This is a genomic window from Variovorax sp. 10N412 (assembly GCF_056394985.1).
In genome coordinates, this window is sequence record NZ_JBFTIO010000001.1 from 322,406 (window position 1) to 334,947 (window position 12,542).

At 66.6% G+C, this 12,542-nt stretch carries 16 protein-coding genes; 1 reads left to right on the forward strand and 15 read right to left on the reverse strand.

Features of this window, described 5'->3' with window-relative positions:
- Positions 1-38: 38 nt before the first annotated feature.
- The 7 genes from AC1DJH_RS01545 to AC1DJH_RS01575 are packed head-to-tail and all read right to left on the reverse strand — an operon-like array spanning position 39 to position 6,994.
- Complete coding sequence (locus AC1DJH_RS01545; protein WP_478184465.1) at positions 39-704, reverse strand: hypothetical protein; 666 nt, start codon at positions 702-704, stop codon at positions 39-41.
- Complete coding sequence (locus AC1DJH_RS01550) at positions 704-1,822, reverse strand: baseplate J/gp47 family protein (protein ID WP_478184466.1); 1,119 nt, start codon at positions 1,820-1,822, stop codon at positions 704-706. Before AC1DJH_RS01550 ends, AC1DJH_RS01545 begins: the two co-directional genes overlap by 1 nt.
- A gap of 10 nt (positions 1,823-1,832) precedes the next feature.
- A complete protein-coding gene (locus AC1DJH_RS01555; protein ID WP_478184467.1) occupies positions 1,833-2,198 on the reverse strand; it encodes a phage tail protein in 366 nt (121 codons plus the stop codon).
- Entirely contained in the window at positions 2,195-2,968 is a 774-nt protein-coding gene (locus tag AC1DJH_RS01560) for a phage baseplate assembly protein V (protein ID WP_478184468.1), read from the reverse strand. Before AC1DJH_RS01560 ends, AC1DJH_RS01555 begins: the two co-directional genes overlap by 4 nt.
- On the reverse strand, positions 2,965-4,044 hold the full coding sequence (locus AC1DJH_RS01565) for a phage late control D family protein (protein ID WP_478184469.1): 1,080 nt from the start codon (positions 4,042-4,044) through the stop codon (positions 2,965-2,967). Before AC1DJH_RS01565 ends, AC1DJH_RS01560 begins: the two co-directional genes overlap by 4 nt.
- A gap of 44 nt (positions 4,045-4,088) precedes the next feature.
- Positions 4,089-5,048 (reverse strand): hypothetical protein, encoded by a 960-nt coding sequence (locus AC1DJH_RS01570; RefSeq protein ID WP_478184470.1) that lies wholly within the window; start codon positions 5,046-5,048, stop codon positions 4,089-4,091.
- A gap of 2 nt (positions 5,049-5,050) precedes the next feature.
- Positions 5,051-6,994 (reverse strand): hypothetical protein, encoded by a 1,944-nt coding sequence (locus tag AC1DJH_RS01575; protein WP_478184471.1) that lies wholly within the window; start codon positions 6,992-6,994, stop codon positions 5,051-5,053.
- Between the two features lie 26 nt (positions 6,995-7,020).
- On the opposite strand from AC1DJH_RS01575, the gene AC1DJH_RS01580 reads away from it, so the two are divergent.
- A complete protein-coding gene (locus AC1DJH_RS01580; protein ID WP_478184472.1) occupies positions 7,021-7,254 on the forward strand; it encodes a hypothetical protein in 234 nt (77 codons plus the stop codon).
- Here AC1DJH_RS01580 and AC1DJH_RS01585 read toward each other — a convergent pair.
- The 8 genes from AC1DJH_RS01585 to AC1DJH_RS01620 form a co-directional block, all read right to left on the reverse strand.
- Complete coding sequence (locus AC1DJH_RS01585) at positions 7,214-7,705, reverse strand: hypothetical protein (RefSeq protein WP_478184473.1); 492 nt, start codon at positions 7,703-7,705, stop codon at positions 7,214-7,216. The genes AC1DJH_RS01580 and AC1DJH_RS01585 overlap by 41 nt on opposite strands.
- A gap of 174 nt (positions 7,706-7,879) precedes the next feature.
- Entirely contained in the window at positions 7,880-8,272 is a 393-nt protein-coding gene (locus AC1DJH_RS01590; RefSeq protein WP_478184474.1) for a hypothetical protein, read from the reverse strand.
- Positions 8,272-8,709 (reverse strand): hypothetical protein, encoded by a 438-nt coding sequence (locus AC1DJH_RS01595; RefSeq protein WP_478184475.1) that lies wholly within the window; start codon positions 8,707-8,709, stop codon positions 8,272-8,274. Before AC1DJH_RS01595 ends, AC1DJH_RS01590 begins: the two co-directional genes overlap by 1 nt.
- Positions 8,710-8,721: 12 nt before the next feature.
- Positions 8,722-10,254 carry a phage tail protein gene (locus AC1DJH_RS01600; protein ID WP_478184476.1) on the reverse strand — a complete coding sequence of 511 codons (1,533 nt, stop codon included), beginning with the start codon at positions 10,252-10,254 and terminating at the stop codon, positions 8,722-8,724.
- Positions 10,255-10,315: 61 nt separating this feature from the next.
- Positions 10,316-10,513, reverse strand: a complete 198-nt coding sequence (locus AC1DJH_RS01605) for a hypothetical protein (RefSeq protein ID WP_478184477.1) — start codon at positions 10,511-10,513, stop codon at positions 10,316-10,318.
- Between the two features lie 9 nt (positions 10,514-10,522).
- Positions 10,523-11,359, reverse strand: a complete 837-nt coding sequence (locus AC1DJH_RS01610; RefSeq protein ID WP_478184478.1) for a hypothetical protein — start codon at positions 11,357-11,359, stop codon at positions 10,523-10,525.
- The gene (locus AC1DJH_RS01615) at positions 11,359-12,000 is read right to left on the reverse strand and encodes a hypothetical protein (protein WP_478184479.1); all 642 of its coding nucleotides are present in this window, start codon (positions 11,998-12,000) and stop codon (positions 11,359-11,361) included. Before AC1DJH_RS01615 ends, AC1DJH_RS01610 begins: the two co-directional genes overlap by 1 nt.
- Before the next feature lie 3 nt (positions 12,001-12,003).
- Positions 12,004-12,522: a DnaT-like ssDNA-binding protein gene (locus AC1DJH_RS01620; RefSeq protein WP_478184480.1), complete on the reverse strand. Its 519-nt coding sequence runs from the start codon at positions 12,520-12,522 to the stop codon at positions 12,004-12,006.
- Positions 12,523-12,542 lie beyond the last annotated feature (20 nt).

Consider the following 12,542-nt stretch of genomic DNA (forward strand, 5'->3'; position numbering starts at 1 on the left):
GACGGGTGTCTGCGGGCCTGGTGGTGAAAGATGGGCGATCAGCTCTTGATCGTGGTCCAGATGACGGTGCCGACGGGCTTCACGCTGTCGATGGCGGCGTAGATGTCGGCGTCGGTGACCTGGCCCTGGATCATCGCGAGGCTCGCGTACATGCCACCCCGAGACGGCACGCCGTACGCTGCAGGCGCGTTGCCGTAGCCCGCGATGTTCGGGATGCCGCTGCTGGCCGGCCGGAACGCGATCAAGAATGCTTGCGACGGCAGCAGCAGCGATCCGTAGTAGCCGGCCACGCCGTAGCCGCTGGTCGGGACGCCGTAGGCTCCGCAGTCGCCGGGCTGCTGCGGTTCAATCACGATTGGCGCGCGGCCGGTCAGATCCGTCAGCACCTGAATCAGCGCCGCGCGCGTGGCGCGCTCGCGGAACAGGTTGGCGATGATCAGCGAGCGAAAGCTGACATCCGACTGATTCGGTCTGCGCGCGATCCGCGTGCCGAAGAAGTCGCCGGCGATCAGGTCGAGCCAGCCTTCAGTTGCCGTCTTGATGCGCGTCTGCAGCTGCGCGTAGAGGTACAGCGTGTAGATGAACGCCCACCCTGCGGCCAGGCCGGACAGCAGCGCGTCGAGGATGGGCGGCATGTCCGCAAACCAGCGCGGCAGCGTCGCCTTGATCCGCGAGCGGAAGTCGTTGAGGTCGCCTGTAGCCATCAGAGCACGCTCACAGTGGTGGCCTTCACCACCTGCTTCGGCGTCGCAGCGATGTCCGCTGTGCCACCGTTGATGGTGAGGCCGGTGATGTTCGTCACGCCGGGCGATGCGTCGTAGGCGACCTGCAGCAGGCGGGACCATGCGAGCGGCTGCCCGAGGCCCAGGCCGTTGATGTAGTTCGTCACGGCAGTCTTGACCAGCAGCTTGGTGGCCACCGGGTCATACCCCGCGGCAATCGTTGCGGTCATGGATGCCGCGGCGTTCACCACGATAGGCGCGAAGACTGCGAAGCGCGACGTCACCGGCCGCACGCGGTCGATGGCGTTCGCGACGGTGTTCAACAGCGTGCTGCCTGGCGTGCCGGTGCCATCGTCGACCACGACATAGAAGTAGCCGTAGTCGGTGGTCCCGTTGTACTGCTGGTTCTCGACCAGCGTGTAGGTCAGACCAGTCTGCAGGCTCGTGATCGCATAGCCGACCGCCTCTTTCGTCGCCTTCGAGAGGCTGGCCACGAACGAGACGAAGCGCAGCCGCAGCGCCGGATCGGTCTCAGCATTCGCGCCATTCGTGAAGGCTGCGGCATTGGTCACCGCGTCGATCCCCGAAATGGCGGTGGCCAGCGTGTTGATGGCGCCGATGACTACGTTGTTCCCCGCGCCCGCCGTCACCGCTTGCACCTTCACCGCCAGGCTGCTGACGCCTGCGGCCAGGGTGTACACGCCGCCGGCGTAGGCTGGGTTCGTGGTGTCTTCGACCACCGCGAATACCTGCGTGCCGTCGCCCGTCTGCACGCGCGCGCCCACCGGGATCTGCGCGGCATTCGTCGACGTGAAGCGCGAGAAGGTCACGTTGCCGGTGGCGGCCACGGCCGGCAGCCGAGTGACCCCGTAGTCGGCCATCCACGTGTCGAGGTCGGTACCGGTCGACGTGGAGGCGCGTGTGGTCGCCAGCAGCGCGACGATCAGGCCCTGCAGCCACAAAACAACCGCGGCGTTGGCCTCCGCGACTGCACGAACGATCGAGCCGATGGTGGTGTCGATCAGGCGCGCCGAGGCCGCCTGGATCGCGGTGACCTGGTCGCTGACGATGGTGGCGAAGGTCTTGGTGTTGAGTGCCATGGTTTCCCGTTCAGCGGTTCACGTCGAAGGCGAGCGTCGCGAGCTTTCCCGTCGAGCCGTCGTAGTACTGGATGCGCACCGAGAGGCCGTTCGCGATGCCCTGCACCGTGATGACCGGCGCCGGCGTGCGCGCGACGGCCGCCTCGAGGAAGATCTGCGAGCGGATCAGGCCGGTGAGCGCTGGGATGTCGAGCAGCGTGCCGATCTTTCGGCCCAACCCGGCGCCGTAGTCCGGGTGCCAGATGTAGTCGCCCGGGTTGGTCAGGAGGCGGCGCAGGATCCGCTGGCTGGTCTGGTCGAGCCCTTCGACCTGCAGCACGTCGCCGGTGGGCGAGACGCTCAAGTCGTCGCCCATGAAGTGGTAAAGGTCGGTCATGGAACGGGAACTCCAGAGGTGCCGCTGCCGCTCTGCACAAGCGATGTCTTGTGCGACTTGAGCGAGATCGCGTCCGCCACGAAATCCCACCCTGTGCCAACGAACGAGCCGCTGGTCGCCGTCATGTTCCCGGTGAAGGAAGCAGCGGGCGCACCTGGCGTTCCGAAGAGGTTGGAGACGATGAAGCCGCCAGTGCCGCGTATCACCTGCTTCACATCCAATGTGCCATTGATGAACACCGGCCCGGTGTGGTTCCACTGAGGTGCGGTGCTGGTCAACGTGCCGCCGACGGTCAGGTCTGCAGTGCCTGCCACGCTCATCGTGGCCTTGCCCGACACCGTAGCCGACAGGTCGTTACCCACCGTGGCGATCAGGTCGTGGTCCGTGTTGAGCTCGACGTCGCCGTTGTTCTTGAACTTCAAAAAGCTGCCCGACTTGTGCCGAATCCACATCTCGCCCGACGGCACCGGCATCGCGCGGTCGACGTCGTTGAACATCGATCCCACCACGATGGCCGCGTCGCCACCGCCTTCCTGCGCCTGCAGCACCACCGCGTCGCCGATGTTCGGGCCGACCTGCAGGCCCCACCCGTCGCCAACATAGCAACTCGCGATGGGAATCCAACCGGTGAGAACGTTCGCGGGCTGCAGGCGGACTTTCACGCTGTAGGTGTTCTCGTCGTACGAGTCGATCAGCCCGCACCGCGTGTCCTGCTTGGCATCGCCCGCGCGCTGGGCCGCGACCGACATTGCCTGCTCGAGTTCTCTCATGCCTGTACCGTGCTTTCTGGGCTGGAGTTCTTCGCGCGGAAGAGCGTCCTGTACCCGGCGTTGAAGTCGAAGCTGTGCACCACGGAAGCCGGAAAGTAGAGCTGATCGAAGGCCGTACCGGTGCCCTCCACCTTCAGGACCGTCCCCTGGTTGAGCTCGGTGTCTCCCGGCACGTCGGCGCTCAGGTTCACCTCGTGCTCGCTGATGTCCTTGAGCAGCTGGTTCGCCTTCTTCTGCGCCTCGTCGGGCGTCATGTTCGGGAAGAAGAAGCTGTACTGCTGCGGCGGCAGCCCGGAGCGGCCGACCTTGCTTGTGGTCGTGTTCTTGATGCGCTTTCGCTCCGCCGTCACCGTGAAGCCCTTCTTCTGCTTCTGGTTGTAGCTGCGCACGCTCACCTTGATGTCGCGCGCGACGGTCAGGTTGCGCGAGAACGTCAGCCGCGTGCCGTTGAAGACCGGCGAGAACTGGTCATCGAGTGGCGGCTGCCAAAGCAGCACATAGGGCTCGACCTTCGCCGGGTCCGGCTTCGGCTCGAAGTGCAGCTCGCGTCCCTTCACGTAGACCACGAAGCCGCTCACCTGCGCCAGATAGGTCAGAACGTCCCACTGCGGCCGGTCGTCCTGCGTTGCCGCGTGGTCGATCTGATAGAAGGTGCCGACGGTCTCGGACGTCTGCGTGACCACCGCCGTCATGCCGTGTTCCTTGGCCAGCTTTTCCGCCACTTGCGAGGCCGTCAGGTTCTGGTATTTCTCCACCGTCTTGGTGTCGATGAAGCGCGCGGTCAGGTCGCGGCCCGCCATCACGATCTCGTCTGCGATAGGGTCGAACTCGATGTCGTCGACGTTGCCGATCAGCAGCGAGTCCAGATCCTCGCGCGAGAACGCGTCAGGCGTTTCCGGGTAGCCAGCCAGCAGCTCGATCTCCACCTCCTTCTGATCGGCCCACCATGCCCAGTCGCGGTTCGGCGGCTGCTCGCTGAGGCAGAGGGTCAAGCGGAAGGTGTCCGCCTGGTAGAAGGTGTTGTTGTCGACCTCGAAGCCCACGACGCCTCGCAGGCGCTCGCCGTTGGCGAACACCGCGCCACGCGGCCTCGTAGCAATCGAAACCGGCTCCGGGTTGTTCACTGCGTGGGCACTCCGCCTGAATCGATCGGGTTGGCGGGAATCTGGAGCGTCTTCACGCCCGTGATCACCGCGTCGGTCAGTCCTGAGGCCTGCGCGATGGCAATCCAGCGCGTGGCATCGCCGTACTCGCGCGCGGCCACATCGAACAGCGTGCCGCCGGCCACCTGCATTGACCGGGCCGACGCGCCCTGTTGAGCCATGCTGACGTTGCGCGACATGCGCGTGGCCAGGCTGCTCAGGTTCTGCAGGAGCGGCGCCTGTGCTGTCGCTGTCACCTGCGCAGCCATGGTGCCAATGGTCTGCGCCAGCGGCACATTGGGCACGACGCCACCGACCGCTGACACCGAGCTGATGGTGTTCATCACCGTGGCGCTGAGCGTCGATACGCGTGCGCTGACGGCGCCGATGGCGCCCTGCACCTGCTGCACAACCGTGTTCGTCGCCGTCGCGAAGCTGCTCACACCGCGCACGGCCGTGTCCAGCACGCCCAGCGCGCTCGAAAGCGGCCCGTCGCCGATCAGGTCACCCAGGCCCATCATCGAATCGTTGTCCGCGTCGATGGCGGTGTCGAAACCGGACGGCGCGATGGTCTGCACCGGCTGGCTGTCGTCGGAGACGACCTCGAGCGTGATGCTGTAGCCGACCTTGTAGTAGCGCTCGACGACGAAGCGGAACTTGCTGATGACGACCGTGTAGGTGCTGTCGAAGAACGTCACCGGCAGCGGCGCGCCCTGCACGCGCAGGAAGTCGAGATACTTGGCGCGCTCCAGCGCCGTGCCACCCAGGAACAGGCCGCTCCACTGCAGCGGCTCGTGATCGGCCCCCATGGCCTGCACGGTGCGCGTGCCGCCAGGGGACTTGTGCACGGCCAGGCGCTGGTCGCCGCCCAGGGCGATGCTTTCCGGCACCTCGAGGTTTGAGAACTCGAAGTCGCCCAGTCGCAGGACAGTGTCCATGTTCAACCCCCTGTAGACACGTCGAATGCGCGCAGCGACATGCGGCCGTCGGCTGTGCGCGGCCCAGTGCTGGGCCGACTCAGTTCCTTGGCCTGGTAGCTCGATACCGTGCGCGCGAGCACCTTGCCGTCAAGCACCGTGGTGCTCTCGACCTGAACCATCTGCGGCGCAGCGCCACGGATGTTCGGATTGCCGAAGGCCGCGCCGCCGCCGTTGCTGGCGAATCCGCCCGAGGGCGCGCCGGGCGCACCGGTTTCCTTCTTGTCGAGGCCGAACAGCCCTCGATAGAAGTTGCCGGGGTTTTTGTAGGCTTCGGCAAACGACTTCAGGCCCGGCGAATCCATGAAGCTGGAGATGTTGCGCAGCGCGCCCGTGGCGTTGGTGAGTAGGTTCGAGAACGCCGGCAGCGCGCTGGTGCCGAATTCCGTCTTGAAGTCCGACCATGCGGCCATGAAATCCGCTTCCTTGCCGCCCAGCGTGCCCTTCCACGCACCCACCGTCTGCTCGGCGCCCATGGCGTTCTTCGACAGGTTGAAGTCGCGCATGGCCTGTGCCTGCTGCGTGGTGAAGTTGGCCGCCATGTTCGAGCCCGTGCGGTTCGACACCAGCTTGTTCATGAAGGAGACGATCTCGGAGTCGGTCGTCGCGCCGGCCTTCTTCGCAGCGGCCGTGCCGTAGGTCATCAGCCATTGGCCCGGGTTCTCGCGCAGCATCTTCTCGTCGACGATGCTGGAGATCACCGTCGAAGTGGACTTCTTCCCGCCCACCGTGCCCGATTTCACTTGATCGAGCGTCACCAGGCCCGCTGCCTCCAGCGCAGCCATGGTCTTCTTCGTGGTCCGGCCGGCGATCAGGTTCTGGTACAGCGACATCAGCGCGGTACCGGTGGTTGCACCGCCCTGCTCCTGTGCCAGCGTGGCGAGCATCATGACGCCGTCGTCGCTCATGCCCTTGAAGGCTGCGCCGCCGCGCTTCGCCATTTGCTCCAGATCCTGGAACTTCAACGCGCCACCCGAGCCGGTCACCATGCGTTGCGCCAGGTTCAGGCCACGCATGAAGTCCTGCGGCGAGTCCGTCAGGCCGCGCATGTCGTTGAAGCGCATCAGCGAGCGCGCCGTGCCCTCGTCAATCTTCCCGATCTTGCCGCCGAACAGGCCGCTGTTGGCCGCGTTGAGCTGCGCGATGATGGGCGACAGCTGCGTCGCCATCTTCATGTTGCCGAACATGCCGACCGACTCGCGCACCGTCTCGATCATGTCCTTGCTGGACACGCCGAACGTGTGCGAGCCGCGCGCGAAGGCGTTGGCCTGGCGGTTGACCTCGTCGCCCAGGTTGAGCGTCTTGAAGCGCGTGTATGCGGTCTCGTATTCCTTGGCAGCCTCGTAAAGCGAATGCGCCACGTAGACGGTGCCCACCGTGGCCGCCAGCGGCACGATGGCACCGCCCACACCGAAGCCGACCGAGCCCACGCCAATGCCGCCAGGGCCCATGTGGACGTTGCCGCCGTGCAGCCCGGTGTTGTTCCAGTTGCCGCCGACCCCGCCGCCGCCCGCGCCGCCACCCCCGCGGCCGCCTCGCCGACCACCCCCTGCAGCCGCAGCTGCAGCACCTGCTGCTGCGGCCCCACCGCCCCCGCCACCACCAGCAGCTCCAGCGGCCGCGGCACCCAGGTGAGGCATCGTGGCCGCGTTCGCACGCAGCGCTGCCATGTGCTGGTTGAGCGCCGACGCACTGCGCGTGGCGCGATCCATGGCCACGGCCGAGGCATTGGAGGCGGAAGCGATGGCGCGCAGGCCTGCGGATTCCGCTCCGATGGTCCGAAGCGTAGACTTCAGGCCCACCGACAGCGCCTCCAGCTTCTCCATGTCGCGCGCCAGCAGAGCCAGCTGCGGCGACACCAGGTTGTTGAGCCGGAGCGTGATGCCGACGGAATATGCTTCGAACATCGTTCGCCCTAACTTCAGAGGTTTCCATGCGTCTCGGCATGAAAGTTCGCGTGCATGAGTGGCTGGCTGACCGGTTCAGCTGGGTGCAGTACCCGGACGTGCGCCGCGCGGTGCTGAAGCAGCGCCACCCGAAACCTTCGCTGTGGTGGCGCTACAAGATGCTCACGTGGCGCCAGGCCGGCTGGCTCTGGTTCTTCGTCTTCTGGGCCATCGTCGGCCTCATGGCGTCGTTCGGCCCGGGAGCTGAATCCGGGGTTTGACCCAGCCGGCGCCGCTTACCCAGGCGATCAGGGTCGTCGCCGCCACCCGCCCAATGGCCTCGCTCGACGCCACTGCAGCCGGGCCCACCACCGCCCGCGGTGGCATCTTCGAAGTGCCCTGCTCCATGTAGAGCGCGATCAAGGAAGAGCTGCCCACCACCGCGACCGCGCCATCCGTCACGTGGCCGTACGACTTCCGCAGGCCACCGGTGCGCAGCAGAGGGTCGTCGGGGGTGAAGCCTTTGCGGATGCGGTCATCCACCGTACTGGGCGCCAGGTTCGCCCAGGCCCCGAAGGGCCCGGTGGCGTCCTGGTAGCTGCCGATGCGCTCCTTCGCGTCGTGCTCGACGATCTGGGCCGCCTGCTCGGCGATGTGGTGCGTGACCGCCTCACCGGCGGTGGCCAGCCGCGCGAAGTGCGCGCCCAGCGCGCCGAAGCTGCGGAATTCCATGTCAGGACCTCTCGGGGAACGCCATCCGGTCCCAATCGAACTGCTCGCCGCACTCCTGCTCGGAGAAGACGATGCTCATGGCCGTGCGCGTGACGTCGTCCATCTGGAAGGCCACGTCCATGTCGATGCCGTGCTTGATGAGCCAGCACGCCTCTCGAAACGGCGTGGCCGTGGCTAGTTTTTTACCGCGGCCTTCGCAGCTTCCGGATCCTGCTGCTTGCCGAAGTTGGCCGGCACGGCTTCCATCACCGCCTCGACGCCCGCTTCGTCCAGGCGCTGGATCAGGGCATCGAGTTCGGCGCGGGTCGTGATGCGCGAGACCGGATCGCCGTCGATGGCCACGACGAACGTGACCGGCAGCACCATGTTGACGAAGACCTGATTCGCTGCGGCCGCGCCGCCCAGCATCTCGATCATCTTGAACTGCGCCAGCACACCAGGCTTGCGCAACGTGATCTTCCGGCCGTCGCTGGTATCGACGATGACCTGGTAGTTCGCGTCGCGGGTGACCTGCTGCGACGGCGCGTCGGCCGCGCCATCGCGGAGGGTGACTTTGAGATCGTTCATCAGGCCACCTTGATCCGGCGCGCGGCCATGAAGTTCAGCTTCAGCTTGACCAGCTGATTCGCCGTCTTGGTGCCGGCGTCCTTGTAGTCGAACATCACGCCCGTGTAGCGGTACTGGCTCACCCCGCCATTCGGCTCCTGGATGGTCTCGGTGATGGTGCCAGGCAGGATGTTGACCCCGTTGTAGAAGTCGGCCTCCAGCTGCGCCCAGTAGTCGTCCAGCTGGCTGCTCATGCGGTCGACCGAGACCACGCCCGTCCAGCCGTCGGGGAAGACGGCATGCCGAGTGACGCCGTTCAATCCCTTACTGCTGGTGCTGGAAGTGGTCGGCTGCGAGGCGAAGTCGGTGATGGCGCCCGCGGGGATCGCGAGCAGCCCTCGGGACGTCATGAGGTCGATCGACACATCGCGGCCGACCGTTTGTCCATTCATTGGCATGCTGTGCTCCCTTTACGCCGCGGCGGTGGTTTGCTGGCGGGCGACCTGCACGGACTGCCCACCCTCGAGGTTGATCAGGAACTTCTCCACCACCGCGAGGTAGCGGACCTTCACGTCGGCCTGCATGTAGCCCAAGGCAATGCGGCTGGGCGAGTTGTTGCTCAGGTCGCAGATGACGCTGAACTCGTCGACCTGGGGCTGCGGCGTCAGGTCCTTCATGTTCTGAAGGAATGTGGACAGCGTCGTGCCCGCCTGCCGGCGAACAGGGTCGTCCGGCTGGATGGACTGCAACTTACCGACGAACCGGCCCATCCCCGCATTGAAGGTGTAGGCCAGGTAGTTGGTCATCCGGGTGTAGTTGTCGCCCTGGATGACCGGGTTGGTGCTCGTGTTGTGGCCGAAGCGCGCGCCGAAGTAATTGCCGCCCGGCACGGGATTCGTGATCACGTCGATACCAGCCTGGCCCAGCACCTGCAGCTCGGCACCACCGTAGATCAGGTTGGCTGCAGAGCGCTGCGTGCCCACGATGCCGTACATCTGCTTGTTCAGCGACGACTGCTCGGGCGACAGGTTCGACAGCAGGCCTGCCACGAAGCCTTGGGGCGATACGAGGCGCGTGAGTTGCGCCACCGGGTCGTTCCACAGGATCCAGTCGCCGTGCAGCAGCTTGAAGGCGTAGCTGTCGATGCCGGCCGTGGCCTTGACGGTGGCGGCGTTCGAGATGGTGTCGCCCGCCGGGCCGACGCCGATCATGTAGACGCCCTCGGACAGGCCGAAGCTGACCTGAGTTGTCCAGGTGCTCGAGGTGTCGCAGTCGGCCAGCACGCCGATGGATGCGCCGGTGCCGCGCAGCGCGTACATGCCGGTGCGGCTCCCGGTGTCGAGGCCGATCAGCGCCGGAGCCGCGACCGCCGCGCCGTCCGTGCCGCCTGCCAGCGGATAGCTGGCTGTAGCCGGCGCCGTCACGCCCACGCCCGCCGAGGCGATGACGAGGTCTGACTTCGGGCGCAGCGCGTTCTGGCCGTTGTTGATCGCGGCGGCCATGGCCACCCACAGCGCGTTGCCGGTGCCGGCGATGTTGTCGAACACCTCGGGCGCGCGGCCCGGCATGCCGATGGTGATGCGCGACGTGTTGGCTTGGCTACCCGGCCCCACCGAGGCGACGATGCTGTTGCCCAGCGTGCCGGTGTACTTGCCGGTGAGCGTGAGGCAGGTCGCCAGGATCGCGACCGTGGCCGCCACGTCCGTGCCGTCCGAGACGCGAACGCCGCGGAAGTTCTGAGCGCCCTGCAGCACGGCCGTGGCCACGATGGTGCCCATGTCGTACTTGCGGTTCTGCACGGCGCCAAACGCCAGCGCGTAGTCGCCCATGCTGCCGAGGATCACCGGCGAGTTCAGCGGGCCCCATTGCGCGGTGCCGACGATGCCGAGCACGTTGGTGGGGACGCCGTTCAGCAGCGAGGTCTGCGGCGGGACGATCTGGACGTAGAGGTCGGGAACGATCAGCGCGGTGGTGTTGATCGCCCCTTGTTGCACAACGGTCATGGAGGGCTCCTAGAAATGGAAAAGCCGCCCGAAGGCGGCCTGAAGGTTGGTGCTGGGCGGATCAGCTACGGCGCGAGGTGGGGAGGCGCAGCGTGTCGGCGGTCTGCTCGGGGGGCGGCGCCTGCTCCGGCGTCGGGTCGTCGGGCGCCTTTACGACGCTGCCCGGGTGGCTTTCGAGCGTCGCCTTCACGGCCTCCGCATCGGTGATGGAGTCGCCGACCTTGAAGTCAGCGAATGGTTGGGTGACGACAAGCTTCATGGTCTGGCCTCATTGGTTGATGGTCTTGATGGGGACGTTGGTTTCGAGCACCAGCGCGGAAAGGTTGGTCTGCACGATGCCCACCTGGTTGTCTGTGCGCGTCACGATCGTTCCGTAATCGATCGAGACGCTGACGTCGCGGCGGAACACGCCCTGCATTTGCTCGGCGTCGATCTGCTGACTCCCCGCGTACTCGCACGTGGCGACGGTGCCGTCCGGCAGGTTCAGGCGCGTGAGGTTGGCCAGCGCCGGCGTGATGACCTTCGCAAGCGGCTCGCGGTTGTCGAAGCAGTCGGCCCAGATGCTCACGGTGAACACACGCTGCTCGCGCGCCACCTCCTTTGCACTGGTGCCGTTCGCCACGACGCGAGCGGCGATGCGCCGCGCGGCAGGGATCGTGATCACGGCGCCCGCGGCACTGGCCGGCTGGCTGGCGTTCACGAGTGCCGCGAGAGTCGCGGCGATGCTGGCCAGCGTGTCGCCAGCCTGGAGGCCGTAGGCGAAGTCTTGGCCGTCCACGATCAGGCAGACCGCCTGCGGCAGCGTGACCCCGCCGGCAAGCGTCACCGTCGTGTCGGCTGCCGTGGCGGTGATCGTCGGCGCCGGCGCGACCAGCTGCTGCCATTCGGGAAAGTGCCGCGTGGTGATCTTGACGTTCGCGCTCGGGAACACCGACACGTTCGCGATCTTGGCTGCCAGGTCGGCTTTCAGCTTCTGCGGCTCTGGCCAGCCCTGGTAGATCTTGGCGGGGACACCACCAACCGGCGGCTGTGCGGTGCCCAAGGGATACACGGCAGCCAGGATGATGCCGACCAGCGCGTCGGCGACGTCGGTCATGTCGGCCATCAGGGGTGAACCTCTTTCACGTTGCACCGCCACCCCAGCTCGCTCAGCTCGGCAGCTTCGATGATGTAGCGCCGGCCCAGATCGTCCAGGAAGATGCTGTTGGCGCTGAGCTGCACCGGCAACGCCCGCGGCAGCATGACCTGCCAGCCTGCATCCTTGGTGCTCATGGGCAGCGAGCCGCCCTTCTCCGTACGCCCGCCGATCAGGATCGAACAGGGCCAGCCTGTGACCAGCACGCCGGCGGCATCCACGGCGCCGAGCACGGCTACCGAGTCAGCGATGCAGACGCCGCCGTACGGTTGCGCACCCACCGCGCTCGCCGGCGCCGGTTGCCCCAGCAGCGCGACCTTGCGATTGCAGCGGATGGCTTGGCCGGGCAGCAGGAATGGCGCCAGCGCGTAGATGTAGACCTCGTCGCCGTTGACCAGGTAATCGCCCACCTGCGCGAGCTGCTCGCCGACCATGAGGAACCAGTCGGCGTCGCCGTGGCCCTTGGGGTTGCGGTACGGGTAGGCCAGGGTCGAGCCGAGGCTCGCATCCAGGGGGTTGGCAGGGTTCACCGAGCGGAAGACCGCGAACGGGCGCCCGAACTCGATGAGCTTGCGGTCGATGAACGCCGCGATGCGTGTCTTGAAGCTCATCGCTCACACCACCATGATGGCCGGCAGCAACAGGCGCGCGCCCAGCAGCGGCGCCAGCATGTCGAGGATGACCGATATGACCGGTTGGTCCGGGTTCACGCCGGCGCCAGGCTCGAAGTACTCTTCTTCCCACGGGCCCGCCTTCTCGCGCTTCACCAGCCCCGAGGGGGTGTAGTCGGGAGTGAGGCTGCCGGGCGTGGTCAGCTCGCGCAGCGCGGCTTCGTAGGTTGCCTGTTCCACCTCGATGGGAATGTCCGTCGGCCCGATGGCGTTGCCTTCGTAGTCGGTGGCACCGGTGCGCGGCCAGTCCAGCGCCTGCGCACGGCCGCCGGTCTTCGTGCCGGGCCACAAAAGGCGCCAGCGGCCGGAGGGCTGCATCTGCTGTCGGCCCAGAGAATCGACGTATGCCGAGCCGCGCACGAGGGCTGCAGTCTTGGCGTCGTCGCTGCCAGTCCATGCGGCATTGCCGCGCGTCGCGTGGTACGCGTTCGCGCCGGCGAGAGTTCCGTAGAAGTCGGGCATGTCTGGCCTCGGAATTGGGG

Bases quoted from the DNA above. Each gene is read 5' to 3' on its own strand.
- AC1DJH_RS01570 (WP_478184470.1), bottom strand. From the start codon at position 5,048: ATGGACACTGTCCTGCGACTGGGCGACTTCGAGTTCTCAAACCTCGAG.
- AC1DJH_RS01610 (WP_478184478.1), bottom strand. From the start codon at position 11,359: ATGGCCGACATGACCGACGTCGCCGACGCGCTGGTCGGCATCATCCTG.
- AC1DJH_RS01575 (WP_478184471.1), bottom strand. From the start codon at position 6,994: ATGTTCGAAGCATATTCCGTCGGCATCACGCTCCGGCTCAACAACCTG.
- AC1DJH_RS01615 (WP_478184479.1), bottom strand. From the start codon at position 12,000: ATGAGCTTCAAGACACGCATCGCGGCGTTCATCGACCGCAAGCTCATC.
- AC1DJH_RS01550 (WP_478184466.1), bottom strand. From the start codon at position 1,822: ATGGCACTCAACACCAAGACCTTCGCCACCATCGTCAGCGACCAGGTC.
- AC1DJH_RS01545 (WP_478184465.1), bottom strand. From the start codon at position 704: ATGGCTACAGGCGACCTCAACGACTTCCGCTCGCGGATCAAGGCGACG.
- AC1DJH_RS01560 (WP_478184468.1), bottom strand. From the start codon at position 2,968: ATGAGAGAACTCGAGCAGGCAATGTCGGTCGCGGCCCAGCGCGCGGGC.
- AC1DJH_RS01620 (WP_478184480.1), bottom strand. From the start codon at position 12,522: ATGCCCGACTTCTACGGAACTCTCGCCGGCGCGAACGCGTACCACGCG.
- AC1DJH_RS01605 (WP_478184477.1), bottom strand. From the start codon at position 10,513: ATGAAGCTTGTCGTCACCCAACCATTCGCTGACTTCAAGGTCGGCGAC.
- AC1DJH_RS01585 (WP_478184473.1), bottom strand. From the start codon at position 7,705: ATGGAATTCCGCAGCTTCGGCGCGCTGGGCGCGCACTTCGCGCGGCTG.
- AC1DJH_RS01600 (WP_478184476.1), bottom strand. From the start codon at position 10,254: ATGACCGTTGTGCAACAAGGGGCGATCAACACCACCGCGCTGATCGTT.
- AC1DJH_RS01595 (WP_478184475.1), bottom strand. From the start codon at position 8,709: ATGCCAATGAATGGACAAACGGTCGGCCGCGATGTGTCGATCGACCTC.
- AC1DJH_RS01555 (WP_478184467.1), bottom strand. From the start codon at position 2,198: ATGACCGACCTTTACCACTTCATGGGCGACGACTTGAGCGTCTCGCCC.
- AC1DJH_RS01580 (WP_478184472.1), top strand. From the start codon at position 7,021: ATGCGTCTCGGCATGAAAGTTCGCGTGCATGAGTGGCTGGCTGACCGG.
- AC1DJH_RS01590 (WP_478184474.1), bottom strand. From the start codon at position 8,272: ATGAACGATCTCAAAGTCACCCTCCGCGATGGCGCGGCCGACGCGCCG.